This window comes from Prosthecodimorpha hirschii, from assembly GCF_001305515.1.
Classification (GTDB): Bacteria; Pseudomonadota; Alphaproteobacteria; order Rhizobiales; family Ancalomicrobiaceae; genus Prosthecodimorpha; species Prosthecodimorpha hirschii.
Genome location: NZ_LJYW01000001.1, coordinates 2,901,891 through 2,926,485 on the forward strand (window position 1 = coordinate 2,901,891; position 24,595 = coordinate 2,926,485).

Consider the following 24,595-nt stretch of genomic DNA (forward strand, 5'->3'; position numbering starts at 1 on the left):
TCGGGAGCAGGTCCATGTGCCTCGGCGTGCCCATGACGGTCGTGGAAAGCGACGGTTTCACCGCGCTGGTCAGCCGCGGCCCCGAGACCCGGCGGGTCTCGGTCCTGCTGGTCGGGGCGCAGCCGGCCGGCACCCGGCTCCTGATCCATATCGACAGCGCCGTCCGGGTGCTCGATCCGGACGAGGCCGAGGCGATCGACCGGGCGCTGGAGGGGCTCGCCGCCGCCCTGGACGGCCGGGCCTTCGACCATCTCTTCGCCGACCTGATCGACCGCGAGCCCGAACTGCCCGCCCATCTCGCCTGAGCGGCCGCCCCGCCGAACGGCTCCGGCGGATCGCCGTCTCCGGCTGATCCCGTCGACCGACACGCCCATCGCGCCCCTTGTCCCGAGGAGTTTGCCATGCCTCCCCTGATCGCCGCGCTGGCCACACGGCACGGCATTCCGACCGTCGACGTCGCCAGCGTGGACGCGTTCCTGGCGCCTGCCGCCGGCGAGCCCCCGCATGCCCTGCTGTTCTTCACCGGCGATCCGGAAGCGCGCGGCGAGGCCGTCGACGTGGCGGTGATCCTGCCCGAACTGATCGCCGCCTTCCCTGGCCGGCTGCGCGCGGCGCGCGTCGAGCGTGCGGCCGAAACCGCGCTGATGGCGCGCTTCAACGTCCGCCTCCTGCCGAGCCTGGCGCTGGTCCGCGGCGGCGAGCCGCTCGCCGTGATGCCGCGCGTGATGGACTGGGTCGACTATCTCGCCGCCATCGATCCGAAACTGAGCCCCGATGCCCCGGTCATGGCCGCGCCCTCCGGGCCGCGCGTCGAGATCACCCATTCGAGCCGCAGGAGCCCCGCATGAAAGCCGGATTCTGGGTTGCCCCCGAAGGTTCCGACACACCGCTCGCCATCCTGCCGATCGGCGGGGTCGACCTGTCGCCCCGACAGGGCCGCGACGGCCTGCGCTTCCTGGCGACCTCCGACGCGGCCGCCCTGGTGGCGCGCTGCCCGCGCGTCGCCGACCTGCTGCCGCGGCTGGCCGATGCGCTCGACCGCCAGACCGCGACCGCGCCGGGCCTGATCTTCGATCTCGGCCGGCTCGGCGAGGAGGAGATGCGGCTCGTCGCCGACGTGCTCGGCGAGGGCGAGGTGGCGGCGACCGTGGCGTTGCCGGACGGCGTGGTCGCCCAGATCCAGGAAAGCGTGATGGCCGGTCTCTGGCGCGTCCGCTTCACCGATGCCGGGGGCCGGCTGGTCGCCGACTATGCCGAGGTTTCCGCCGTGCCCCAGGCGGTGCGCCGCGCCGCCGCCATGACCTTGCCGGACCTCGAGATCGCCACCCCGCCGGACGGCGCCATGAACGTCCTGCCGGTGCTGGCCGAGATCCGCGACGCCGTGCTCAGCCGCCGGCCGGGCGATCCGCCGCGCACCATCTCGCTGACGCTCCTGCCCATGACGCCAGAGGATCTCGACTTCCTGCAGGCCTCGCTCGGCACCGGGCCGGTGCGGCTGGTCTCGCGCGGCTACGGCAATTGCCGGGCGCAGGCGACCGCGATCAACGGCGTCTGGTCGATCCAGTTCACCAATTCGATGGACACGGTGCTGCTCGACACGATCGAGATCGGCGACGTGCCCGAGGTGGTCAGCGCGGCGGAAGAGGATTTCCGCGATTCCGCCGAGCGCCTGCGCGAGATCCACGAGGCCTATTTCGTATGACCGACACGGCAACGCGCCTCGCCCGCTTCGAATGCGGCGTCTGCTGGACCGTCTACGATCCCGCGATCGGCGACGAGGTCTGGCAGGTGCCGCCCGGCGTCGCCTTCGAGGATCTGCCGGAGGAATGGCGCTGCCCGCATTGCGACATGCCGCGCGAGAAGTTCCTGAGGCTCGACGATGCGTGACGACACCGGCCAGCCGACGGAGGATCCCGGCCCCCGCCTCGCCGCCTGGTGGCGCGACGTGGCCGAGCGCATGGCCGACCTGCCGATCTACAATCCGACGCTGGAGGTCCAGGTCACGGACTTCCGCCGGCATGGCGACTTCCACGTCGGGGTCGCGGTGACGCCCTGGTTCATGAACGTGGTCGCGGTCCCGGCCCGGGCACGCAGCATGCCGGCCGCGGGCGCGACCCTGGTGCTCGACCTGCCGGCCGGGCCGGTCGAGGCGATCGTCGGCGAGGCCGGGCCGGTCGGGACCGTCGCGCTGGCCTCGCTGTTTTCGCCGATGGACATGTTCGACGATCCGGTCGCGACGCGGCTCGTCGCCGACGCGGCGCTCGAGGCCCTGTTCGAGCGACCGGCGCCGCCCGAACCGCTGCTCGAACGGCAGTTGGCGCGGCCGACCGACCGCCGCAGCCTGCTGTTCCCGCGCCGCGCCACCGAGGCGGCGTCATGAATGCGCTGCCCGCCCCCGAAGCCGGCCGGGTCGAGATCCGCGTCACGGTCGCGGAGGGGCGGGTGCGCGCGGCCGACATCCGCAGCCTGCGCCCGCTGTCGATCGTATCGCGCTTCACGGGGCGGACCGTCGGCGAGATCGTGCCGATGCTGGCGCTGCTGCACGGTCCCTGCGGCGCCTCCCATGCCGCGGCGCTGCACTTCGCCGGTGCGGCGGCGCAGGGGCGCGCCGTTCCGACGGAGGAAACGGCCGCCTGGATCCGGCGCCTCGCCGGCGAGCGGGTGGCCGAGCATCTCGGTCATCTGGCAGCGGCGGAGGCCCTGCCGGACTTCGCCAGCTACGAAACCCGGCGCCGGTTGCGCGACATGCTGGCCGCCGCACGGGTGCTCGCCCGCGGCATGGGCAGCCTGGATCGTCCCGCCGCGACGCTTCTCGAAGCCGCCGCCAGGCTCGATCTCGGCGACAGGACGGCAAAGCCGACCGCCGTGCCGCCGGAGCCGGCACACCCGGTCGACCCGCTGACCGGCGCCGACGATCCGGCCATTCTCGCCGGCCTCGCCGCCGATCCCGACTTTCCGGCCCGTCCCGCGCTCGAGGCCCGCTGTCCGGAAGCCGGCCCGGCGGCGCGCTGCGGCGACACGGCGGCCGCGCCCGGCATGGCGATCCGCGCCCGCCGGACCGAGATCCGCGCCGCGCTCGCCGAAATCGACGGCACGGCGACCGATCCGGCCTGGATCGCCGGCGGCGGGCTCGGCGACGGTGCGGGTTTCGCCGCAGTGGAAAGCCCGCGCGGACGCCTGCACTATCGGGTCGCGATCGCGGCGGATGGACGGATCCGGGAGGCCCGCGTGCTGGCACCGACGGAATGGAACTTTCACCCGCAGGGTCCGGTCGCGCGCATGCTCGTCGGCCTGCCCGCGGACCATGGGGCCGTGGAGCACGGGGCCGTGGAGCATGGGGCCGTGGAGCACGGGTCGGGCGGCGATCCCGCACGGGACGCCGAGCGGGTCCTGGCGCGCCGCGTCGCCGCCTTCGACCCCTGCGTGCCGTTCCGGATCGTCTGGGAGGCCGCCGATGCATGAGATGGCGCTGTGCCAGGGCGTGGTCGACCTGATCGACGAGGAGGCCGCGCGCCAGAATTTCGGCCGCGTGAAGGCCGTGGTGCTGGAGATCGGCGTGCTCGGCCATGTCGAGCCCGAGGCGATGCTGTTCTGCTTCGATGCGGTCAGCCGCGGCACGCGCGTCGAGGGCGCGCGCCTGGTCATCGAGCGGGTTCCGGGCGCCGGCTGGTGCCTGGACTGCGGCAAGACGGTGCCGCTGACCGAACGGTTCGGCGCCTGCCCGGACTGCGGCCGGCACCGGGTCCAGATGACCGCCGGCGACGAAATGAAATTGCGCGAACTGGAGGTGGAGTGATGTGCACGGTGTGCGGCTGCAGCGGCCATACGACGGAGGCCGGACACGGCCACCCCCATCACCATCACGGGCATGGCCACGACCATGATCACGACCACGATCACCACCATGGCCACGATCACCACGACCATCATCACCACGACCACGGTGCCGACGATGCCGGGCTGCGGCTCGCGCACGGCCTGGTCGATGCCGGCGCCGGGCCGGCCGGGGTGGCGGTCGCGGGTCTGTCGCAGGACCGGCTGATCCGGATCGAACGGGACATCCTGTCCAAGAACGATGCCTATGCGCGCGAGAACCGCGCGCTGTTCGCCGCGACCGGCACCTTCGCGCTGAACCTCGTCTCCAGCCCCGGTTCGGGCAAGACCACCCTGCTCTGCCGCACCCTCGAAGACCTGAAGGCCCGCTTCCCGATCGCGGTGATCGAGGGCGACCAGCAGACCTCCAACGACGCCGAGCGCATCCGCCGGACCGGCGTGCCGGCCGTCCAGGTCAATACCGGCAAGGGCTGCCATCTCGACGCCCACATGGTCGGCCATGCGCTCGACGACCTGCCGATCGACAGCGGCGGCCTGCTGTTCATCGAGAATGTCGGCAATCTGGTCTGCCCGGCCGGCTTCGATCTCGGCGAAGCCCACAAGGTGGTGGTGCTTTCGGTCACCGAGGGCGAGGACAAGCCGCTGAAATATCCGGACATGTTCGCGGCCGCCGACCTGATGCTGCTGAACAAGTCCGACCTGCTGCCGCATCTCGATTTCGATGTCGCCGCCTGCATGGCCGCCGCCCTCAGGGTCAATCCGCGCCTGCAGATCCTGACCGTCTCGGCACGCACCGGCGAGGGCCTGCCGGCCTTCTATGCCTGGATCGAGGCGCGCGCCGCCGCCCTGAGGGCGCCCCGGACCGCTCCGCTGCCGGCGCGCTCCGAGCCGGCGCCCGCCACCGCCAGCGCGGCCTGATGCCATGACGATCGCCCCCGCCACCCCTGCCGCCCCGATGGCCGAACGCATCCGCGTCCGGCTGTCCGGTGCCGTGCAGGGGGTCGGGATGCGCCCCTTCGTGCACCGGCTGGCGGCAGACTGCGGCCTCGCCGGCTTCGTCCTGAACGGCCCGGACGGCGTCACCATCGAGGTCGAAGGCGCTGGAATCGCGACCTTCCTGGCGCGGCTGCAGGCCGAGCGGCCGCCGCTCGCGCGCATCGAGGGCCTTGCCATCGAGCCGATCCCGGCCGAGCGGGCGGCGGGCTTCGCCATCCTGGCCAGCCGCGGCGGACCGACGGCGACCCGCATCGTGCCCGACGCGGCGACCTGCCCGGCCTGCCTCGACGAACTGTTCGACCCGGCGAGCCGCTTCCACCGCTATCCCTTCGTGAACTGCACCCATTGCGGCCCGCGCTGGACCATCTCGCGGCGCCTGCCCTACGACCGGGCCGAGACCAGCATGGCGGGCTTTCCGCTCTGCGCGGCCTGCGCGGCCGACTATGCCGACCCCTCCAACCGCCGCTTCCATGCCGAGCCGGTCGCCTGCCCGGCCTGCGGTCCGCACCTGACGCATCCGGTCGACGAGATCGCGGCAGCCCTGCGGGCCGGCGGGATCGTCGCGCTGAAGGGCATCGGCGGCTTCCACCTCCTCTGCGACGCCACCGACGAGGCCGCGGTGGCGGCCTTGCGCCGACGAAAGGGGCGCGACGCCAAGCCGTTCGCGGTCATGGTCGCCAATGCGGCCTCGGTCGGGCTTGTCGCCGAGCCGACGACAGCCGAAGCCGACCTCGCCGCCACGCCCGGCCGGCCGATCGTGCTGATGCGGGCCCGGCCCGGCCGGCTGGCGCCGTCGGTGTCGCCGCGGCTCGGCCGGGTCGGGGTCGTCCTCGCCTATGCGCCGCTGCACCATCTCCTGTTCGCCGAAATCGCGGACGGCCTGGTTGGGCACGAATGGGGCGGTCACGACTGGCGCGCGCCCAATCCGGCCGTTCTCGTCGCCACCTCGGCCAATCCGGGCGGCGAGCCGTTGGTGGTCGATGACGACGACGCGCGGGCGCGGCTTGCCGGCATCGCCGACCTGATCGTCGGCCACGACCGGCCGATCGTCACCCGCGCCGACGACAGCGTGATGCAGATCGTCGCCGGCCGCCCCGCCTTCCTGCGCCGTGCGCGCGGTTTCGTGCCCGATCCGATCCCGCTGGCCGAGGACGGCCCCGACATCCTGGCGGTGGGCGGGCATCTGAAGACGACCGTCACGGTGACGCGCGGACGCGAGGCCTTCGTGTCGCAGCATATCGGCGATCTCGATGGCGCCGAAACGCTGCGCTTCTGGCACGAGACCGTCGCCCATCTCCTGGCCGTGACCGGCGTCCGGCCGGAGGCGGTCGCGGCCGACCTGCATCCCGACTACCGCTCGACGCTCGCGGCGGAAGCGATGGGCCTGCCGGTCCTGCGCATTCAGCACCATGCCGCCCATGTCGCCGCGGTGGCGGCCGAGCACGGCATCGCCGGACCGGTGCTCGGGCTGGCGCTCGACGGTCACGGGCTCGGCGACGACGGCGGCGCCTGGGGCGGCGAACTGATCCGCCTGGACGGGGCCGGGTGGCGCCGGCTCGGCGGCCTCGACGCCCTCCCGCTGCCGGGCGGCGACCGGGCGGCGCGCGAGCCCTGGCGCATGGGCGTCGCCGCCCTGCACCGGCTCGGCCGCGGGGCCGAGGCCGGACGCCTGTTCGCACAGGAACCGCTCGCCGGTCCGCTCGCCGCGCGTCTCGCCGCCGGCCACGAGCGGATCGCCACCTCCTCGCTCGGCCGCCTGTTCGATGCCGCCGCCGCCCTCCTCGGGCTCGCCGGCCGGCAGGCCTATGAGGGTCAGGCCGCCATGGAGATGGAAGCGCTCGTCGCCACGCCGCGCGCGCTCGACCAGGGTTATCGGATCGAGGGAACGCAGCTTTCCTTCGCGCCGCTGCTCGCCGCTCTGACGGACCTGCGCGCCGATCCGGTGCGGGGGGCGGAGCTCTTCCACGGCACGCTGATCGCGGGCCTTGCGGCCTGGACACTCCGGGCGGCCGCCGCCCAGCGGCTCGACAACATCGCGCTCGGCGGCGGCTGCCTCATGAACCGCGTCCTGGCCGAAGGCCTCGACGCCGCCTTGCGGGCGGGCGGCGTCGAGCCGCTTCTGCCGGTCAAACTGCCGCCCAACGATGGCGGCCTGTCGTTCGGCCAGGCGGTTCTCGCCCGCCGGATGATCTTCAGGGAGGGATAGTCATGTGTCTTGCCATACCGGCGCTCGTCACCGGCCTTCTGCCGGATGGCATGGCCCGGATCAGCCTCGACGGCGTCGTCAAGACCATCTCGGTCGCGCTGGTCGAGGATGTCCGGCCCGGCGACTACGTCATCGTCCATGTCGGCCACGCGCTCGCGCGGATCGATCCGGACGAGGCGGAGCGGACATTGGCGCTGCTGGCGGAAGCCGGTGCGCTCGGGGCGGCGGTGGCGGCGGCGGAGGCACGGCCATGAAATATGTCGACGAATATCGCGACGGCGCACTCGCCAGGTCGCTGTCGGCGGCGATCGCCGCGGAGGCCCGGCCGGACCGGACCTATGCGTTCATGGAATTCTGCGGCGGCCATACCCATGCCATCTCGCGCTACGGCATCGAGGACCTGCTGCCGGCGAATGTGCGCATGATCCACGGCCCCGGCTGCCCGGTTTGCGTGCTGCCGATCGGCCGGATCGACGACGCCATCCGGCTCGCCATGCGCCCCGAAGTGACGCTGTGCACCTATGGTGACCTGATGCGCGTGCCGGCCTCGCGCAACGGCAGCCTGCTCAAGGCCAAGGCGGCCGGCGCCGACATCCGCATGGTCTATTCCTCGCTCGACGCGGTGCGCATCGCCGAGGCCAATCCCGACCGCCAGGTGGTCTTCTTCGCGATCGGCTTCGAGACCACCACCCCGCCGACCGCCATCGCACTGAAGGCGGCCGAGGCCAAGGGCCTCGCCAATTTCACCATCTTCTGCAACCACGTCCTGACCCCGGTCGCCATGCGGGCGATCCTGGAGACGCCGGCCGCGGCGGGCGAGCCGCCGATCGCGGTCGAGGGCTTCGTCGGTCCGGCCCATGTCTCGACCATCATCGGCACCGAGCCCTACCGGATCTTCGCCCAGCATTACGGCAAGCCGGTCGTGATCGCCGGCTTCGAGCCGCTCGACGTGATGCAGGCGATCCTGATGCTGATCCGCCAGGTCAACGAGGGCCGCAGCGAAGTCGAGAACCAGTATATCCGCGCCGTCACCACGCCCGGCAATCTCGCCGCGCAGCGCCTGACCGAAGACATCTTCGAACTGCGCGACGCCTTCGAATGGCGCGGCCTCGGCATCATGCCGAAGAGCGCCCTGAAGCTGCGCGACGCCTATGCATCATTCGACGCGGAAGTGCGCTTCGCGGTCGAGACCCAGCCGGCGGCCGACAATCCGGCCTGCGAATGCGGTGCCATCCTGCGCGGCTGGAAGAAGCCGGCCGATTGCCGCCTGTTCGGCACGACCTGCACGCCGGAGACCCCGATGGGCGCCTGCATGGTCTCGTCGGAAGGCGCCTGCGCGGCGCATTGGACCTATGGGCGCTTCCGGGCGCACGAGAAGACCTCGACTGCACCGGTCAGGAGGGCATCATGACCGCACAGAGCCCGATCAAGGCCTTCCGCCGCAAGCTCGACCTGCGCAACGGCCGGGTCGACATGAGCCACGGCTCCGGCGGCCGGGCCAGCGCCGATCTGGTCGCCCAGATCTTCCGCGACGCCTTCGCCAACGAATGGCTCGACCAGGGCAACGACCAGGCCAGCCTGCCGCTGCCGGCCGGCCAGCGCCTGGTCATGACCACGGACGGCTACGTCGTCTCGCCGCTGTTCTTCCCCGGCGGCGATATCGGCTCGCTCGCCGTCCACGGCACCATCAACGACATCGCCATGGCGGGCGCGCGGCCGCTCTACCTGTCGGCGAGCTTCATCGTCGAGGAGGGCTTCCCGCTCGGCGATCTCGACCGGATCGCCCGCTCGATGGGGGCGGCCTCGCGCGCCGCCGGGGTGCCGGTGGTCACCGGCGACACCAAGGTGGTCGAACGCGGCAAGGCCGACGGCGTGTTCATTTCCACCGCCGGGGTCGGCGTCGTGCCGGAGGGCATCGCGCTGTCGGGCGATCGCGCCCGGCCGGGCGATGCGGTCATCCTGTCCGGTTCCATCGGCGATCACGGCGTCGCCATCATGTCGAGCCGCGAGAACCTGGAATTCGAGACCGCCGTCCTCTCCGACAGCGCGGCCCTGCACGGCCTCGTCGCCGCCATGGTGGCGGCGGCCGGACCGTCGCTGCGCACCATGCGCGATCCGACCCGGGGCGGCCTCGCCGCGACGCTGAACGAACTCGCCCACCAGTCCGGCGTCGGCTTCCGCATCGACGAGGAGGCGGTGCCGGTGCGCGCCGAGGTGGCCGCGGCCTGCGAACTGCTCGGCCTCGATCCGCTCTATGTCGCCAACGAGGGCAAGCTGGTCGCCGTCGTGGCGCCCGAGGCGGCCGAACGGATCCTCGGCGTGATGCGGGCGCATCCGCTCGGCCGGGATGCCGCGCTGATCGGGACCGTGGTGGCCGACGAGCGCCGGTTCGTCCAGATGACGACCAGCTTCGGCGGCGGCCGCATCGTCGACTGGCTGTCGGGCGAGCAGTTGCCGCGCATCTGCTGACCGGATCGGGAGAAATCCGGATCACCCGCATGGTTTCGGAGGCCGCCGATCCGTGTCAGGGTCCCCGGGCGCGGCATCCGGGCCGCCGGGGTTCGGCGGTTTTCCGGCCGCCAGGACGGGCGGTGTCCGGGTCGGCCGGAGGCGCGCCGCCGGGGCCGCCGGGTGCGGCGGACAGGGATCGGAAGGCAACGACGTGGCGCAACCGGCGACGGTTCTGGTGATCGACGACGAGGTCCGCTCGCTCGAAGCGCTGAAACGCGTGCTCGCCGACGAGTTCGAAGTGCTGGTCGCCCGCTCGACCGAGGAGGCGACCGCGGTGCTGGCCGGCGAGATGGTGCAGGTGATCCTGTGCGACCAGCGCATGCCGGGCGAAACCGGGATCGCCTTCCTGAAGCGCGTGCGCGAGCAATGGCCGGATCCGGTGCGGATCGTCATCTCCGGCTATACCGACAGCGAAGACATCATCCAGGGCGTCAACGAAGCCGGCATCTACCAGTATATCACCAAGCCCTGGCATCCCGACCACCTGCTCGACCGGGTGCGCGAGGCGGCCGACCTCTATCGCATGCAGCACGAGGCGGTCGGGGCGAGCGAGGTCAAGCCGAGCCCGGCACGCCTGAACGCGCTGGTCGACGCGCGGCGCAAGGCCGAGCGCGGGCTCTACGAGTTCGACCGGATCGTGCACGAACGGTCGAGCCCCGTTGCCGGGGTGGTGGCGCTGGCCCGGCGCGCGACGCGCTACGACATCTCGGTCCTGATCACCGGCGAATCCGGCACCGGCAAGGAACTGCTCGCCCGGGCGATCCACTACGGCTCGGGCCGCACGGAGCGCCGCTTCGTGGTCGAGAATTGCGGCGCGTTGCCGGACGAACTCCTGGAGAGCGAGCTGTTCGGCTGCAAGAAGGGCGCCTTCACGGGCGCCTACCAGGACCGGATCGGCCTGTTCGAGGAGGCCGACGGCGGCACCATCTTCCTCGACGAGATCGGCGAGACGTCGCCGTCCTTCCAGGTCAAGCTCCTGCGCGTGCTGCAGGAGGGCGAGATCCGCCCGCTCGGCGCGCAGCGGCCGCGCAAGGTCGACGTGCGCGTCGTCGCCGCCACCAACCGCGACCTGCTCGCCGAGGTCGCCGCCGGCCGTTTCCGGCGCGATCTCTACTATCGGCTGGCCGCCTTTCCGGTCCACATGCCGGCGCTGCGCGACCGCGCGGTCGACATCCCGGCGATCGCCGCGCGCCTGCTCGACGACATCAACCGCAACTTCCACCGGCGCGTGGCCGGCTTCGCGCCGGAGACGCTCGCCGCCTTCGCGGACTATGCGTGGCCCGGCAACGTGCGCGAACTGGCCAACGAGATCCAGCGCATGGTGGCGCTGTCCGACAGCGACGAACCGCTCGGCACCGATCTCCTCTCCCCCGGCTTCCGCCAGCAGCCGGCCAGTGCCGCACCCGCGGGCTCCGGCGCGGCGCTGCGCGACCGGATCGAGGCGCTCGAACGGGCGGCGATCGAGGAGACCATGCGGCGCCATGCCGGCAATATCAGCCGCGCCGCCGACGAACTCGGCCTGTCGCGCGTCGGGCTCAGGGCCAAGATCGAGCGCTATGCGGTCAGCCGGGAGGCCCGCGATGGCTGAGCGGGACGGCAAGGATCGGTCCGGGCGGCTGATCGAGCAGGTCACCGGCAGCGAACTGGCGGGGCTGGACGGCGCCGGCGAGGCGCTGTGGCTGGACGTCATCGCCAAGATGGACGAGGTCTATTCCGACCTCCTGCGCTACGAGACCGATCTCGAAGCCAAGAATGCCGAGCTGGAGGAGGCGCAGGCCTTCATCTCCAGCGTGATCGCCTCGGTCTCCGACATCCTGGTCGTGGTCGATGCGGACGGCACCATCCTGCAGGTCAATCCGGCCTTCGTCCGCCTGACCGGGATCTCCGCCGCCGACCTGGTCGGCGCGAAGCTGGCGACGCGGCTGGCACCCGCCGACCGCGCCGCCGCCACGGATCTGGCCGGCGGCTCCGGCGAGTTCAGCGACCGCGAGGTGCGCTTCCTGACCGCCGAGGCGGTTTCGGACCTGATGGCCGTCGCCTGCTCGCCGCGCCTCGACCATGCCGGCCGACATGCCGGCGCGGTCTTGACCGGCCGCCCGATCGGCGAGTTGCGCCGGGCCTACGAGGCCTTGCACCGCGCGCATCAGGAACTGCAGCAGGCGCAGCGCAAGCTGATCGAGCAGGAGAAGATGGCCAGCCTCGGCCGCCTGGTCGCCGGCGTCGCCCACGAGCTCAACAACCCGATCAGCTTCGTCTACGGCAACATCCACACGCTCGACCGCTATCGCGGCCGCCTGACCGGCTTCTTCGAGGCGCTGGCGGCGGGCGGCGATCCCAACGAACTGCGCCGCACCTGGCGCATCGATCCCTTGATGGAGGATCTGGGCCCGCTGCTCGAAGGCAGTCTGGAGGGCGCCGTCCGGGTCAGCGACATCGTCCGCAACCTGCGCCGTCTGTCCTTCTCCAAGCCCGGCGACCGGATGGCGGTCGATCTCGACAAGGTCGCCCGCAACGCCGCCAACTGGGCGGCGCGCGCCAAGGGCGGCGGCACGCGGATCGATTTCGACGGCTGCGACGGGGCGCTGGTCGACGGCCACGAGGGCCAGCTGCATCAGGTTCTGGTCAACCTGATCGAGAATGCCTTCGATGCGGTCGCCGGCGAGCGCGACCCCGCCGTCGCCGTGACGGTCGAGGCCGCGGACGGCATGGTCGAGGTCCGCGTCCAGGACAACGGACCCGGCGTCGCGCCGGCGGTCGCGGACAAGATCTTCGAGCCCTTCTTCACCACCAAGGCGGTCGGCGAAGGCACCGGGCTCGGCCTCTGGATCTCCTATTCGATCGCCCGCGAGCATGGCGGCGAGATCGCCTTGAGGCCGGTGCCACACGGCGCCTGCTTCGTGCTGCGCCTGCCCCAGCGCGGGCCGGAGCCCTGAGGGCGGCTGCGCCGCGGGCGGCTGATGCCACGGATGGACGTCCGAAGCAGCGGGCGCCGAACCGCAGAGGGTCGGCTGAAGCCTCCGGAGAGGCGGGCGGGCGGGCGGGGCAGCAGCTGCTCGCCGAGATCGTCACCGCGAACTACGGCATGCACCTGCCGCTCCACCGTCAGGGCGAGTGCTTCCCCCGCGAGGGCGCGGCCTTCACCGACACCATGCTGAAGCGCCGGCCGGCCTTCACCCGGTTCCTGAAAGACGGCGCACTTTGCTTGAGCCACAACGCCGCCGAACGGCCGTCCGCGGGATCGCGATCGGCCGCAAGAACTGGACCTTCGCAGGCTTCGACACCGGAGGTCTCCGTGCCGCCGCCCTGTACACCCTCATCGAGACTACGAAGCTCAACGACATCGACCCAAGAGCGTGGCCCGCAGGCGTCCTTGCTGGGCTACCCGGACATCCTGCCAGTGCCATTGACGACCTGCTGCCCTGGAACCGCCGCATCGGCGCAGGCGGGCTGACGCTGCGCGACTAACGCCAAGAAACCTTGGGAGGGCTGGCGGCTATCGCTCTGCTTGCGTCGTTCGCCTTATCCACATCGATGATGTGTCGCGGCGAAAAGGGCAGCTCGCTACCGCGCCAGAACGTATCGTTCTCAGCAATTGACGATGGTTCGTTGTCCAGGACGCCGATGTATCCATCGCCGGTCCGAGCGGTCACCACGACCCACATGCGCTCGCAGGCTTCAGGGTCTTCTTCACGATCGATCGCGATTCTGAAGATCAGCTTCGCAAAATCGCCTGGCTCAAGGACCTCGCGCACCCGAAGCGGCGGGATCTCAAACGTGTCGGGCGCTTCGGCATGGCGCTGTTCCGCATCGTCAAGCGACCATCCATCATGACAAAAATCGGGTGCGCGCACGCTGCCTCCAAGGCCGGTTACGTCGCAAAGATGCTGCCACCCGGAGCTTAGGACAATCATCGGCGGACGGAAGGCTCTTGATGGTCACTAAAGCAAGGTCCGATCAGAGCGGCTCGCTCTGATCGGAACAAGCTTGCGCAAACAGAAACATGCAGAGCATCGCTCGATTCCTTCAGATCGGATGATGCTCTAGTCGGACCTGGCCGCCGCGGTCTTTACCGGTTGCGTACGCCGAAGCCGCCGGCGCTGTCCGGATCGCGGACATGAAAAGGCCCGGCCCCGGGACGCGATCCGGGGCCGGGCCTTGTCTTTCAGGCCGGTTTGGCGCCGCCGGTCACTCGCCGGAGGCGACCCGCGGGGTGCCGCGCTTCAGGCTGGCCATCGCCGCCGAGAGGAGCGGCCAGACCAGCATGAGCAGCGCGAGGGTCACGATGGAGCCGACCAGCGGGTTCGACCAGAACACCGACAGGCTGCCCTGGCTGACCAGCATGGCCTGCCGGAAGGAGCTCTCCGCCATGTCGCCGAGCACCAGCGCCAGCACCAGCGGGGCGAGCGGATACTGCAGCTTCTTGAACAGATAGCCGAGCACGCCGAAGACCAGCATCACGGCGATATCGAGCAGCGCGTTGTGGACCGTGTAGGCGCCGACCGCGCAGATCACCAGGATGATCGGCGCGATGATCGAGAACGGGATGCGCAGGATGGCGGCGAACAGCGGCACGGTCGACAGGACCACGATCAGGCCGGCGATGTTGCCGAGATAGATCGAGGCGATCAGGCCCCAGACGAAGTCCTTCTGTTCGACGAACAGCAGCGGGCCGGGCTGCAGGCCCCAGATCAGCAGGCCGCCGAGCAGAACCGCGGCGGTCGGCGAGCCCGGGATGCCGAGGGTCAGCATCGGCAAGAGCGCGGCGGTGCCGGCCGAATGGGCGGCGGTTTCCGGCGCGATCACGCCCTCCACCTCGCCGGTGCCGAACTTGTGCCCGTTCTTCGAGAAGCGCTTGGCAAGACCGTAGGACATGAACGAAGCCGGCGTGGCGCCGCCGGGCGTGATGCCCATCCAGGCGCCGACGATGGCGCCGCGCAGCGCCGTCCAGGCATATTTCGGCATGTCCTTCCAGACCTTCAGCACCACGCGCAGGTCGATGCGCGCAGAGCGACCCTTGAAGGCCAGGCCCTCCTCCATGGTCAGCAGGATCTCGCCGACGCCGAACAGGCCGATCACCGCGACCAGGAAGTCGAAGCCACGCAAGAGCTCGGTCGAGCCGAAGGTCATGCGCAGCTGGCCGGTCACCGTGTCGAGGCCGACGGCGGCCAGCGCGAAGCCGAGCATCATGGCGGCGATCACCTTGTAGGCGGGCTCCTTGCCCATGCCGACGAAGGCGCAGAATGTCAGAAGATAGACGGCGAAGAATTCGGGTGGCCCGAATTGCAGGGCGAACTTGGCGACCAGCGGCGCCAGGAAGGTGAGCAGCAGGGTCGAGAAGAAGGCGCCGAGGAACGAGCCCGTGAAGGCGGCCGCGAGGGCCTCGCCGGCGCGGCCCTGCTGGGCCAGTGGATAGCCGTCGAATGTGGTCGCCACCGACCACGGCTCGCCCGGGATATTGAACAGGATCGACGTGATGGCGCCGCCGAACAGGGCGCCCCAATAGATCGACGACAGCATGATGATCGCCGAGGTCGGCGACATCGAGAAGGTCAGCGGCAGAAGGATGGCGACGCCGTTGGCCCCGCCGAGACCCGGCAGGACGCCGATCAGCACGCCGAGGAAGATGCCGACGAACATGTAGACGATGTTCATCGGGTCGGCGAGCACGCCGAAGCCGTGTATGAGTGAAAAGAGCGCGTCCAAGGGTCGATCCTCCCGATCCGTCCCGGCCTATTCTTGTCGACATGTCCGCGGCGCCGCCCTTTTTGGGCGTGTCGCCGCTGCGCGCCAAAAGCGCGAAAGTCCTCCAGCGGAACGGCAGGCGGGGGCGGTCGGCGTATGGCGCGCCCGTCCCGGCGGGATGCCCGGTCAGTAGCCGAGCGCGGCTTCCAGCGGGCCCTTCGGCAGCGGCACCAGGAACCAGACCTCGAACATCATGAACAGCACCACCGGCACCAGAACCGCGATCGGGATCGCCTTCCAGATCGGATAGCGGCCGAGCACGACCATGAAGAAGGCGATGAACAGGGTGCTGGCGACATAGATGCCGGCGACGCTGATCGCGGCGACGAAGACGGCGGTGGGGATGAAGACCCACAGCACCTGCATCAGCGGGGCACGCTCGACGAAGGTCTCGGCCAGCGCCGGCGTGCGGCGCAGGTTGACCAGGAAGGTGATGGTGCTCGCCACCAGCATGATCAGGCCGATGTAGAAGGGGAAATATCCCGCCTCGGGCCCGTCGCTGGCCCAGCGCGCACCGATGCGCCAGTTGTCGGACATGACGACGAGCGACAGCAGGATGAAGAGGCCGGCCACGAACAGTTCGAGGACCTGCCGCGACAGGGTATGTTGGTTGTCTTCCGGCCGGTCGGCCATGGCGATGTCTCCCGGTTTGGGCTCATGCGGCCCGACCCTTGCGGCCGGTCGGGCCGGGATGGCGGCCGCCGATCCGGCGCCGGACCCGGCTCCCTTCGGAGCCGCATCCGGCCTCCGGCCCGGCGGCCGGCCGGGTCACTTGGCCAGGAAGCCGGCCTTTTCCATCAGGGCGCGATGACGGTCCGCCTCCTTGGCCACCCAGGCGCGATACTCCTCGCCGGCCAGGAAGGTCGTGTTGAAGGCGCCCTTGGCCATGAAGTCCTGCCAGTCGGGCGTCGCGCGCACCTTCTTGAACAGCTCCACGTAGAAGGAGACCTGGTCGGCCGTCGCCTTGGCGGGCATGAAGATGCCGCGCAGCATCAGATATTCGATGTCGAGACCGGATTCCTTGCAGGTCGGGATGTCGTTCCACGACTTGCCGTCGGCGACCGGCTCCTTGAGCGGGATGCGCTGGTTGTCGAACACGCAGAGCGGCCGCAACTCGCCGCCGCGCCATTGCGAGACCGCCTCGATCGGGTTGTTGACGCTCGAGGTGACATGGCCGCCGACCAGCTGCGCCGCCACGTCGCCGCCGCCCTTGTAGGGGACATAGGTGAACTTGGCGCCGGTCTGCTGCTCGATCGCGGCGGTGATGATCTGGTCTTCCTGCTTGGAGCCGGTGCCGCCCATCTGGAACTTGGCGGCGCCGCCGTCCTTGACCGCGTCGACATATTCCTTCGCGGTCTTGTAGGGCGACTTGGCGTTGACCCAGAGCACGAACTCGTCGAGCGCCAGCATCGCCACCGGGGTCATCTCGTCCCACTTGAACGGGACGCCGGTCGCCAGCGGCGTGGTGAACAGGTTCGACAGGGTGATGACGATCTTATGCGGGTTGCCGGCGGAGCCCTTCATGTCGAGGAAGCCCTCGGCACCGGCGCCGCCCGCCTTGTTGATGACGACCAGCGGCTGCTTCATCAGTTCGTGCTTCTGGATGATGCCCTGAAGCACCCGCGCCATCTGGTCGGCGCCACCGCCGGTCCCGGCCGGGACGATGAATTCCACCGCCTTCGTGGGTTCCCAGGCCACAGCGGACGTCGCGCCGGCCAGGCCGGTCACGAGGAGGGCGGCCGCCGCGGCGGCAATGCGGGATCTGTTCATTGTTTCCTCCCAACGGTCCTGGCGGACGGGCCTTCCTGACGGCGACCTGTCCGACCGAGCCGTCAGGCATAATGTATGTCAGAGGGCCGACAATCAACCGGGATCTACTCCAGCCGATCAGTAAATGTCGCAGGCCGTCGCGACTATTGCGGTGCACCCTGTCTATTCCGCGGGTTACCGCGCCGCACACATGGCAAAATGCCGCGTGACAACATGATTAGGTCAAGCATGTTGACAGAATATGCCGTTCGGCTCCGGCGATTTCGACCCGGCCGCCGAACCAATTTTCGCCCCTCCCTTGCATCGCCGACAGCTGTCAGTAACCTGTCATGGAATTTTCTTGGCACGCTAGGCGGCTCCCAGAGCGGGCCGCAAGGAGAATCCATTGGACCGCCCCGTATCCGACACGATCGCACGTGCCACGAGGCCGGAGCCGAACGAAAGGTTGAGGACGCGCGCCTACGAGGCCATGAAGCGGTCGATCGCCTCGATGGACATCTATTCGAGCCCGGAGGACATCCGCCTCGACGAGCGCCAGATCTCCGAGGAGCTCGGCGTCAGCCGCACGCCGGTGCGCGAGGCCATGTCGATCCTGGAACAGGAGGGTTTCGTGCGCTCGGCGCCACGGCGCGGCGTCTTCGTGGTGCGCAAGACCAAGGCCGAGATCATCGAGATGATCCATGCCTGGGCGGCCCTCGAAAGCATGGCGGCGCGCCTTGCGGCGACCCGCGCCAAACCCGCCGACATCCGCCGGCTGAAGGCCCTGTTCGATGCGGTCGAGGACGCGCCGGCGGAGCATCTCAGCGAGTATTCGGACGCCAATATCCGCTTCCATCAGGCGATCATCTCGCTCGGCGACTGTGCGCTGATCGAGCGGCTGTCGGAAAACCTGTTCATCCATGTGCGCGCCATCCGCGCCGTCTCGATCCGCCAAGGCGACCGGCTGGAGCGCTCGATGGCCGAGCACGACGCCATCCTGGCCGCCCTGCTCGCCCGCGATGCCGACCGCGCGCAGATCCTGGTCCGCGACCACGCCCTCGGCCTCGCCGCCCATGTCGACCGCCACGGCCTCTTGCGCTGAATGCGGGGAAGAGGGGGAATCTTGGTCTCAGGCACGGTGACGACGATGGTGCTTCGCTGGATGGAATTGACCAACATCACAATCCATGGATTCCGGTCTACCTTCCGAGGCTGGACGGCTGAATAACGAGTTCCCAAACGGGATTGTGAGGCGGCTTTAGCTCTGGTCATCAACAACAAGGCGGAGGCGGCCTATCGTCGGGGCGAGCGGTTCGAGAAGCGCTGGAAACCAATGGACGATCAGGGCGCATACTGCTAGGGTATCAACCCTGCGCTGCGCACCTGAGTTACGGGGATTTGCATAAAGTCAATACGATGCAGAGATTTTCGGATTAACAGGCCAGAATATAACCCGCCCGAATCAACGCAATGACCAAATCCGAGAGCTTACCTAAGACTACAAACGCAACACTTTTTTGGCGGATACCATGTCAAAGACCTACCGTCCGACCAACCCAATATCGACCCTCAGATTGCCTTACCGTGACGCGACGCAGTTTATGTCGCAGAGTGATCTTCAGTTCTTCAAAGAGAATTTTGTTCGTCTAAATTCAATTGAAGAATTGCTTAACAAGCCATCTGTTTTTATCATCGGGGACAAGGGTAGTGGAAAATCGGCGTTTGCTACCTATTTTTCGAATAGTATGGATTTATCTGTAAACGGAACTTCATTATTGTTCGAAAAAACCGATTATGACAGTTTTTCAAATTTTGCGAAAGGCAGTGGGGATCTGCGAATGGCAGACTATAGCGGTATTTGGACTTCGTTGTTGTTGGTTCACCTTTTATCATTTTTGGCGCACTCGAGTAGTGAATTGTACAGAAAAGACGATAAACTACAGCGATTTAAGGAAATACTGAATTCATTTGGCCACGATCAGCCGCTAGCACGTTTTGGTGCGTCATTTGATTTAGTTTGCTGGAATCGAGAAAGCTTTTACTCAGCTCTCAAAGAGCGATTTCCACCTTCAGCTGATAGACCCGTTGGTCTCCCACAGCAGATGCCGACTGATTTTAGAACTTACTTGAGCTCATTGAATGGATTTCTTGCGCGCTTGGTTAAAGATTGTCCAGATCCGGATAAAAAATACTTTGCGTTCATTGATGGTTTAGATGTTCAATCTTTTGAATTCTCCTTAAATTCGTCTGGAAATGAAAAACTCCAGACTATTTGTATATCTGGACTTGTCGATGCGGCATGGAAGCTAAATCGCGATGTGTTGTTTAAAAAGTTTAACCACGATGTACGCGTAGTTGTATTGATTCGCCCAGATATATTTGAAAGAGTAGGATTTCACAATACGGGGACAAAGCTTGCAGATAATGCGATTTTTTTGAACTGGAATACCAAGGCACGCGGCTTCGAGCATAGTGAGTTTTTTAAAATTGCTAATCGGCTGCTTGAGCCCCTTGTCACGACGACTTTATCCGATGATAGCCCGGATGTAGGATCTTCATCTGCACCCAATGATGAAGAACATGCAGTGATCTCCGATTGTCCCTGGAACGCTGTATTCAACACTATGTTTGTAACCAATTCAAAGAAATATCGTCATACTTTTGTTGAGTTTCTTTATAACTCATTTAGTCGGCCTCGTGATCTTGTTGTTTTTCTGGACACAGTTAAAACAACGATGAGCGATAGGAATATCGGTGATCAATTGACTGTTAATGCCAAGATATTCAGGGACCCAATTTTAAGGCAGAAATACTCTGAATATCTTAAATCAGAAGTAAAAGATGCGATTTCGTTTTATTATAGCAATGCTGATTTTGATATAATGGAGAAATTTTTTGAGTTTTTATCTGAAGAATTAACGTACTTTGAATTCTCACATTCAGATTATGAAAAAGCTTTTGCTAGGCTTAATCAATATATTTCTGACTCGAAAGCGAAAGCGGCGCCAATATACGATACTCCTGATGGATTTTTGCAGTTTCTCTACGAACAGAATATTATCGGCGCAATTACAAAGGGAGCAAAAAGCACTATAACACTTTTTGCGATGAGTGTTCGAAACTCATCAACTCTGCGTCCGCGAGTACCCTCTGCAGATCGTTATAGGCTTCATGGCGGCGTTGCAAGAGCATTGTACCCATCGAGGATAAGCTGATGAGTGTCGATGTACTTAACGAGAAAGCTCGTTTGGAGAAATTCTATGATGACAATTTAAGCGCTCTGAAGAGTCTCGGCAGCGCAATCTCAAATAATATTCTTCCGATGTGCCTCAGGGAATTTAAGTACATTGAGATTTCATTTCGGGTAAAAGAACAAAAAAAAGCCGTGCAGAAGATAGAACGTAAGTATACTGATAATGTATTTCGTGGAGAGAAGTTTGAAGTATTCTTTCCAGATTTAATTGGCATAAGAGTAGTGTGTCTCTATGAAGACGAGGTTCGACAAATTGTTGATAAAATCAAGGATGTTTTTGATTGTGTTGAGGAACATTTTTCGGATAAGTATATGCTAAATGATGAAGAACCTGAGCGATTTGGATACCGGGCAATTCACTGCGTCGGACGACTTGGCGTCGAGCGCCGGAGACTTGGAGAATATAAAGAATTTCCCGATGTGTTATTTGAGATACAAGTTCGTACTATAATTCAAGATGCATGGGCGAATTTGGCCCATAAGGCATATCATGCTCCACCACCCTCGGCGGTTCGCAGGAAGATTGCAGTTGTTGCCGCTATCTTGGAGTTAGCAGATCGCGAGTTTTTAGCTATACGTGACAATGCGTAAATTTGCTGGCGCTTATGGGGTAATCTCACTAATACTTTGTATTCCTGGCCACGAAACCTCTGTTCTCCGCGTGAACTTCCGGGTGGGGAATTCCTTTAGCTCTCCCAAACGGGATACACAGAAAGATCAACCCTATTTCCGGGTGACTTTCGCTGGGACGGCATTTTGAGCGCGGTTGCGGTTCTGGTACCCTGAAATGGGAATGCTACCTTTGCGCCCTGTAGCCCTCTGTGTCCACGTATCCACTGCCGACCAGACCACCGAGAACCAAGACCGGGAACTAGCCGCGGTCTCGGCCCGCATGTGCGGAGAGGGTATCCATCAGCCCTCGTCGAAGGCAAATCGTGGTGCGATCGAGCGGAACGGGAGGCAGGCGCCTTCCGGCATCAGGAAGGCGTGGTCGCGTGGGATGGTCAGCAGGTCGGTGCCGCCGTCGGTGATCACCAGGACCGGGGCGTCCTTGGGAAAATCCTTGGCGCGCAGCAGCTTCTCGATCGCCGGCTGCAGCACCGTGCCGCCGCGGCCGCGGATCTCGACCGTGCCGGCGAGCCGTTCCGGATCGACATAGCCCATGTCGTGGACGGCCGCGTCGCATTGCATCAGCCGAACCGCCGGTACCTCGCGGCTGAGCGCATAGGACACGATGGCGCCGAGCGCATGGCCGATCAACCGCGACGACATTGAGCCGGAGGTGTCGAGCACGACCCCGAAGGTGCGGCTGGCGACGGGAACCGGCGGCCGTTCCCAGACCGGGCGCGGAATGTCCGGCGTGGCCGACTGGCGCCGGCTCGCCCGGGCATAGCTGCGCCGCCGTTCGGCCGGCGGGAAATACTGGTCGAGCCACTGGCCGAGCTTCACGTCCCAGGGGATCGGCGCCTGCTGCAGCGCCCGGATCTCCTCGATGAGATCGCCCGGCAGCAGGCCGCGCGGCGGACCGGCGAGATGCAAGTCGAGCCCTTCGGCGAGCGCGCGCCGGTAGAAGCTGTCGAGATCGCAGCCGATCCCGGTCCACCAGCCGGACGGTCGATCGGACAGCAGGTCGCCCCGGCCGACGCCGCCGAGGGTTCTCTGTTTGGCGAGACGCCGGCGCAGGCGCAGGTCGCGCACGATGCGGTCATAGAGCGCTTCGGCCGAATCGCGCTCGAGCTCGAGTTCCGGGTCGAGCAGCAGGTCGTCGGTCGGAAGCCGGCCGACCCCCATCTCGACCAGCCATCCGTTGATCACGAAATCGCAGGCGACATTCCAGAGATAGGGGTCGCGCCCCTGCCGCCGCGCCTCGTGGCGCAGGCCGACATGCAGCAATTCGTGCGCCATGACGAACTGCATGGCCGGCCAGGTCCAGGCGAAATGCGGGTTGATGTAGAGGCGCCGCTCCTCGGAATTGACCGCCGCGATGGCGATCCCGGCGCGCTGGCAGATCTCGGCGTCCTCGACGATGTCGAAGGCCGCCGCGAGGGCCGCCAGCAGCGGATACTCGGCGATACACCAGGACCGCGCCTTCTCGGCCAGCGAGTTCGGATTGCGCGGACGGCCGCGGGTCGCCCGGGCGGCATCGCCGGCGGTCGCGACCGCATTGGCGATGGCATTGCGCACCGCGCTGGCGAACCAGGCCTGGTTCTGCGCCCGCATGGCGTCGTGGAAGGGCGGCACGTCCGGCTCGGCGCTCCAGGTCGGCTGCCCGGTCCCGGCCGTTCCGAACCGGCCGAAGCTGTCGAGCCAGCGGCCGCCGTCGGCGGCGATCGCCTCGGCCAGCAGGTCGAGGCGGCGGGCGCCGACCTGTTCGTCGGGCAGGGCGAGATCGCCGGGCCGCTGACCGATCGAAAGCTGGCGCAGCATCACCGTCGCCTCGATCTCGCAGGCCGCCCGCCAGGCGGGATCGCTGCGGACCGGATCGATATGGTTCATGGCGACATGCAGCAGGCATTGCGCGATGACGTTCTGCCATTCGGCCGGCGTCGCGCGCTGCCAGGGATTGACCTCGAGCGTGACCTTCGAGGTGTCGGTCAGCCGGGTCGCATAGCGCGTGTTGAGCCGCCGCAGCAGCAGGCGCGCATAGCCGTCGGCCGGGAAAGGCTGCTGCGGCAGGTCGTCGAAACCGGCAATGCCGAGCAGGCTGCCGAACAGCGGATCGACGCGCAGCAGGTCATAACCGGCGGCGATCGCTTGCAGATTTGCCTTCGGGGGTGACGGGGCGCGCGCCATGGTTCATTTCCGGGCGGCGGCGAGCCGCGGCAGGGCCCGGGCCAGTTCGACCGTGTACCAGGCCGGCAGCGCCGCCCCGCTCTCGGTCTCGGCGACCAGAATCTGGGCAAGCTCGGTCGAGATGCGCGCCAGCGAGACGATCAGCTCCTTCGAGCGCTGGGCCAGGTCGCGCACCTCGCGGCTCATCCGGCTTTCCTCGTCGGGAAGTTCCTTGATCAGCCGGTCGCGCAGCTGATGGACCATGAAATAGAGAATGTCCCGCTCTTCCGGGCGCTCGGGCCAGCCGCGCTCGCCCTTCAGGATGGCGCTCAGATCATGCGCCCGCTCGCGCATGCGCGCAAAGGCGACGAAGGCCTGCGCATGCGCCGGCGTCAGCAGACCCGCCGCCAGGACGCGGATATCGTCGATGGTGATCCGCGGCCCATAGGCGCCGAGGGCATCGGACAGCATGTGCCAGCTGCGCGGCGTCGAGAAGGGCTCCTCGTGCTTGGGCGGCTTCGACCACAGATGATCGGACCGGTTCTCGACATAGGCGAGGACCAGCGGGTCGATGCCGGCCGGGCGCGCCCATTCGAGCCAGTCGCGCGGCGAGGCCCTGAGCTGGACGTGGATCAGCCGGTTGACGAGCGCAGACGACAGTGGGCGGGTGATCGCCTGGTCTTCCGCCCGGTTGCCGGCGCCGATCACGATCGAGCCCTTGGGCAGTTCGAATTCGCCGACGCGCCGGTCGAGCACCAGCGAATAGAAGGCCTTCTGCACCTCGTGCGAACAGGCATTCAGCTCGTCGAGGAACAGGCAATAGGGTTCGTCGCGCGCGATCAGGGTCGGCGGGCAGAAGCGCGACTTGCCGTCGACGATCTGCGGCACGCCGATGATGTCTTCCGGGGCCAGTTGCGAGCCGAGCAGGGAGACGCAGGGCAGGCCGACCGCTTCCGCGAAGCCGCGCACCAGCGCCGACTTGCCGATGCCGGGCGGCCCCCAGATGAAGACCGGCATGGCCGGCGCGACATTGAGGAGAAACGGCGCCAGGGCCGAAGGTGTCAGGATGGCGGCGGCTTCCATGGCGGCAACCTCGGCAACCGGCCGCCGGTCCGGGGCGGCGCAACACAGGATGCCGCCGTCAATAGCCGATGGTCCCCGCGCTGTCGCCCGCCGGCCCCCGCCCCGCCCGGCAATCGCATTGGGGAGGGTGCGTGCGAGGTGTGAGCGCCGCGGCCGGCTTTGCCGCGGAATGGGCCGTTAGAATAACGCAAAACGCCCCGTGCTTTTGGGCACGGGGCGTCGAACGTTTTGGTTGCGGGGGCCAGATTTGAACTGACGACCTTCAGGTTATGAGCCTGACGAGCTACCGGGCTGCGTCCACCCCGCGGGATGGAGGGTTTGTCCAGCGAGTTTGTGCTGGGTGTTGTGGAGAGAAGGTTTGGGAGAGAGGTTTGGTGTGTTTCGTGCTTTGCAGGCCTGGCAGCGACCGACTCTCCCGCGTCTTGAGACGAAGTACCATGGGCGCTGGG

Annotated in this window: 23 protein-coding genes, 1 tRNA gene and 1 pseudogene; 18 read left to right on the forward strand and 7 right to left on the reverse strand. The window is 66.8% G+C overall.

All coding sequences use genetic code 11. The features are described 5' to 3' along the window. The first annotated feature begins 14 nt into the window (after nt 1–14). The 15 genes and pseudogenes from ABB55_RS12695 to ABB55_RS28895 all read left to right on the forward strand — a co-directional run. The gene (locus ABB55_RS12695; RefSeq protein WP_054359131.1) at nt 15–305 is read left to right on the forward strand and encodes a HypC/HybG/HupF family hydrogenase formation chaperone; all 291 of its coding nucleotides are present in this window, start codon (nt 15–17) and stop codon (nt 303–305) included. A 96-nt stretch (nt 306–401) separates the two neighbouring features. Continuing rightward, nucleotides 402–848, forward strand: a complete 447-nt coding sequence (locus tag ABB55_RS12700) for a thioredoxin domain-containing protein (RefSeq protein ID WP_054359132.1) — start codon at nt 402–404, stop codon at nt 846–848. Further along, entirely contained in the window at nt 845–1,702 is an 858-nt protein-coding gene (locus ABB55_RS12705; RefSeq protein ID WP_054359133.1) for a hydrogenase expression/formation protein, read from the forward strand. Before ABB55_RS12700 ends, ABB55_RS12705 begins: the two co-directional genes overlap by 4 nt. Further along, nucleotides 1,699–1,887 carry a rubredoxin gene (locus ABB55_RS12710; RefSeq protein WP_054359134.1) on the forward strand — a complete coding sequence of 63 codons (189 nt, stop codon included), beginning with the start codon at nt 1,699–1,701 and terminating at the stop codon, nt 1,885–1,887. Before ABB55_RS12705 ends, ABB55_RS12710 begins: the two co-directional genes overlap by 4 nt. Further along, nucleotides 1,880–2,380 (forward strand): [NiFe]-hydrogenase assembly chaperone HybE, encoded by a 501-nt coding sequence (gene hybE, locus ABB55_RS12715; RefSeq protein WP_054359135.1) that lies wholly within the window; start codon nt 1,880–1,882, stop codon nt 2,378–2,380. The genes ABB55_RS12710 and hybE overlap by 8 nt, the downstream gene beginning before the upstream one ends. Next, nucleotides 2,377–3,462, forward strand: coding sequence for a hypothetical protein (locus tag ABB55_RS12720; RefSeq protein WP_054359136.1), 1,086 nt, complete (start codon nt 2,377–2,379; stop codon nt 3,460–3,462). The genes hybE and ABB55_RS12720 overlap by 4 nt, the downstream gene beginning before the upstream one ends. Beyond that, nucleotides 3,455–3,796, forward strand: a complete 342-nt coding sequence (gene hypA / locus ABB55_RS12725; protein ID WP_054359137.1) for a hydrogenase maturation nickel metallochaperone HypA — start codon at nt 3,455–3,457, stop codon at nt 3,794–3,796. The genes ABB55_RS12720 and hypA overlap by 8 nt, the downstream gene beginning before the upstream one ends. Next, nucleotides 3,796–4,752: a hydrogenase nickel incorporation protein HypB gene (gene hypB, locus ABB55_RS12730; protein ID WP_054359138.1), complete on the forward strand. Its 957-nt coding sequence runs from the start codon at nt 3,796–3,798 to the stop codon at nt 4,750–4,752. Before hypA ends, hypB begins: the two co-directional genes overlap by 1 nt. Nucleotides 4,753–4,756: 4 nt before the next feature. Continuing rightward, on the forward strand, nt 4,757–7,036 hold the full coding sequence (gene hypF, locus ABB55_RS12735) for a carbamoyltransferase HypF (protein ID WP_152982025.1): 2,280 nt from the start codon (nt 4,757–4,759) through the stop codon (nt 7,034–7,036). A 2-nt stretch (nt 7,037–7,038) separates the two neighbouring features. Then, on the forward strand, nt 7,039–7,290 hold the full coding sequence (locus ABB55_RS12740; protein WP_054359139.1) for a HypC/HybG/HupF family hydrogenase formation chaperone: 252 nt from the start codon (nt 7,039–7,041) through the stop codon (nt 7,288–7,290). After that, nucleotides 7,287–8,447 (forward strand): hydrogenase formation protein HypD, encoded by a 1,161-nt coding sequence (gene hypD / locus ABB55_RS12745; RefSeq protein ID WP_054359140.1) that lies wholly within the window; start codon nt 7,287–7,289, stop codon nt 8,445–8,447. The genes ABB55_RS12740 and hypD overlap by 4 nt, the downstream gene beginning before the upstream one ends. Further along, nucleotides 8,444–9,505: a hydrogenase expression/formation protein HypE gene (gene hypE, locus ABB55_RS12750; RefSeq protein WP_054359141.1), complete on the forward strand. Its 1,062-nt coding sequence runs from the start codon at nt 8,444–8,446 to the stop codon at nt 9,503–9,505. Before hypD ends, hypE begins: the two co-directional genes overlap by 4 nt. Nucleotides 9,506–9,698: 193 nt before the next feature. Then, the gene (locus ABB55_RS12755; RefSeq protein ID WP_054359142.1) at nt 9,699–11,135 is read left to right on the forward strand and encodes a sigma-54-dependent transcriptional regulator; all 1,437 of its coding nucleotides are present in this window, start codon (nt 9,699–9,701) and stop codon (nt 11,133–11,135) included. Then, nucleotides 11,128–12,480, forward strand: a complete 1,353-nt coding sequence (locus ABB55_RS12760; RefSeq protein ID WP_054359143.1) for a sensor histidine kinase — start codon at nt 11,128–11,130, stop codon at nt 12,478–12,480. Before ABB55_RS12755 ends, ABB55_RS12760 begins: the two co-directional genes overlap by 8 nt. A 278-nt stretch (nt 12,481–12,758) precedes the next feature. After that, nucleotides 12,759–13,012, forward strand: a pseudogene (locus tag ABB55_RS28895) (transposase domain-containing protein); the annotation flags it as partial. Here the strand turns inward: ABB55_RS28895 and ABB55_RS29720 are convergent. The 4 genes from ABB55_RS29720 to ABB55_RS12775 form a co-directional block, all read right to left on the reverse strand. Then, nucleotides 13,009–13,398, reverse strand: coding sequence for a DUF2314 domain-containing protein (locus ABB55_RS29720; protein ID WP_140939768.1), 390 nt, complete (start codon nt 13,396–13,398; stop codon nt 13,009–13,011). The pseudogene ABB55_RS28895 and the gene ABB55_RS29720 overlap by 4 nt on opposite strands. Before the next feature lie 334 nt (nt 13,399–13,732). Beyond that, nucleotides 13,733–15,250, reverse strand: a complete 1,518-nt coding sequence (locus ABB55_RS12765; protein ID WP_054359144.1) for a tripartite tricarboxylate transporter permease — start codon at nt 15,248–15,250, stop codon at nt 13,733–13,735. 165 nt (nt 15,251–15,415) lie between these two features. Continuing rightward, complete coding sequence (locus tag ABB55_RS12770; protein ID WP_054359145.1) at nt 15,416–15,922, reverse strand: tripartite tricarboxylate transporter TctB family protein; 507 nt, start codon at nt 15,920–15,922, stop codon at nt 15,416–15,418. A gap of 135 nt (nt 15,923–16,057) precedes the next feature. Further along, complete coding sequence (locus tag ABB55_RS12775; RefSeq protein ID WP_054359146.1) at nt 16,058–17,059, reverse strand: Bug family tripartite tricarboxylate transporter substrate binding protein; 1,002 nt, start codon at nt 17,057–17,059, stop codon at nt 16,058–16,060. A gap of 469 nt (nt 17,060–17,528) precedes the next feature. Between ABB55_RS12775 and ABB55_RS12780 the strand changes: the two genes are divergently transcribed. The 3 genes from ABB55_RS12780 (at nt 17,529) to ABB55_RS28900 (ending at nt 20,882) form a co-directional block, all read left to right on the forward strand. Next, nucleotides 17,529–18,140, forward strand: a complete 612-nt coding sequence (locus ABB55_RS12780) for a GntR family transcriptional regulator (protein WP_083463575.1) — start codon at nt 17,529–17,531, stop codon at nt 18,138–18,140. A 427-nt stretch (nt 18,141–18,567) separates the two neighbouring features. Next, entirely contained in the window at nt 18,568–20,253 is a 1,686-nt protein-coding gene (locus ABB55_RS29725) for a P-loop ATPase, Sll1717 family (RefSeq protein WP_152982026.1), read from the forward strand. Beyond that, nucleotides 20,253–20,882: a GTP pyrophosphokinase gene (locus ABB55_RS28900; protein WP_083463576.1), complete on the forward strand. Its 630-nt coding sequence runs from the start codon at nt 20,253–20,255 to the stop codon at nt 20,880–20,882. Before ABB55_RS29725 ends, ABB55_RS28900 begins: the two co-directional genes overlap by 1 nt. A gap of 321 nt (nt 20,883–21,203) precedes the next feature. On the opposite strand, the gene ABB55_RS12785 is transcribed toward ABB55_RS28900, so the two are convergent. The 3 genes from ABB55_RS12785 to ABB55_RS12795 all read right to left on the reverse strand — a co-directional run bounded on the left by ABB55_RS12785 (nt 21,204) and on the right by ABB55_RS12795 (nt 24,453). Continuing rightward, nucleotides 21,204–23,084 carry a vWA domain-containing protein gene (locus tag ABB55_RS12785; protein ID WP_054359148.1) on the reverse strand — a complete coding sequence of 627 codons (1,881 nt, stop codon included), beginning with the start codon at nt 23,082–23,084 and terminating at the stop codon, nt 21,204–21,206. A gap of 3 nt (nt 23,085–23,087) precedes the next feature. Beyond that, nucleotides 23,088–24,146 carry an ATP-binding protein gene (locus ABB55_RS12790; RefSeq protein ID WP_054359149.1) on the reverse strand — a complete coding sequence of 353 codons (1,059 nt, stop codon included), beginning with the start codon at nt 24,144–24,146 and terminating at the stop codon, nt 23,088–23,090. Between the two features lie 229 nt (nt 24,147–24,375). Next, nucleotides 24,376–24,453 (reverse strand) — tRNA-Met (locus ABB55_RS12795). Nucleotides 24,454–24,595 lie beyond the last annotated feature (142 nt).

Coding starts and splice junctions, on each gene's coding strand:
- ABB55_RS12695 (WP_054359131.1), top strand. CDS start 15: ATGTGCCTCGGCGTGCCCATGACGGTCGTGGAAAGCGACGGTTTCACC.
- ABB55_RS12700 (WP_054359132.1), top strand. CDS start 402: ATGCCTCCCCTGATCGCCGCGCTGGCCACACGGCACGGCATTCCGACC.
- ABB55_RS12705 (WP_054359133.1), top strand. CDS start 845: ATGAAAGCCGGATTCTGGGTTGCCCCCGAAGGTTCCGACACACCGCTC.
- ABB55_RS12710 (WP_054359134.1), top strand. CDS start 1,699: ATGACCGACACGGCAACGCGCCTCGCCCGCTTCGAATGCGGCGTCTGC.
- hybE (WP_054359135.1), top strand. CDS start 1,880: ATGCGTGACGACACCGGCCAGCCGACGGAGGATCCCGGCCCCCGCCTC.
- ABB55_RS12720 (WP_054359136.1), top strand. CDS start 2,377: ATGAATGCGCTGCCCGCCCCCGAAGCCGGCCGGGTCGAGATCCGCGTC.
- hypA (WP_054359137.1), top strand. CDS start 3,455: ATGCATGAGATGGCGCTGTGCCAGGGCGTGGTCGACCTGATCGACGAG.
- hypB (WP_054359138.1), top strand. CDS start 3,796: ATGTGCACGGTGTGCGGCTGCAGCGGCCATACGACGGAGGCCGGACAC.
- hypF (WP_152982025.1), top strand. CDS start 4,757: ATGACGATCGCCCCCGCCACCCCTGCCGCCCCGATGGCCGAACGCATC.
- ABB55_RS12740 (WP_054359139.1), top strand. CDS start 7,039: ATGTGTCTTGCCATACCGGCGCTCGTCACCGGCCTTCTGCCGGATGGC.
- hypD (WP_054359140.1), top strand. CDS start 7,287: ATGAAATATGTCGACGAATATCGCGACGGCGCACTCGCCAGGTCGCTG.
- hypE (WP_054359141.1), top strand. CDS start 8,444: ATGACCGCACAGAGCCCGATCAAGGCCTTCCGCCGCAAGCTCGACCTG.
- ABB55_RS12760 (WP_054359143.1), top strand. CDS start 11,128: ATGGCTGAGCGGGACGGCAAGGATCGGTCCGGGCGGCTGATCGAGCAG.
- ABB55_RS12770 (WP_054359145.1), bottom strand. CDS start 15,922: ATGGCCGACCGGCCGGAAGACAACCAACATACCCTGTCGCGGCAGGTC.
- ABB55_RS12775 (WP_054359146.1), bottom strand. CDS start 17,059: ATGAACAGATCCCGCATTGCCGCCGCGGCGGCCGCCCTCCTCGTGACC.
- ABB55_RS12780 (WP_083463575.1), top strand. CDS start 17,529: ATGAAGCGGTCGATCGCCTCGATGGACATCTATTCGAGCCCGGAGGAC.
- ABB55_RS29725 (WP_152982026.1), top strand. CDS start 18,568: ATGTCAAAGACCTACCGTCCGACCAACCCAATATCGACCCTCAGATTG.
- ABB55_RS28900 (WP_083463576.1), top strand. CDS start 20,253: ATGAGTGTCGATGTACTTAACGAGAAAGCTCGTTTGGAGAAATTCTAT.
- ABB55_RS12785 (WP_054359148.1), bottom strand. CDS start 23,084: ATGGCGCGCGCCCCGTCACCCCCGAAGGCAAATCTGCAAGCGATCGCC.
- ABB55_RS12790 (WP_054359149.1), bottom strand. CDS start 24,146: ATGGAAGCCGCCGCCATCCTGACACCTTCGGCCCTGGCGCCGTTTCTC.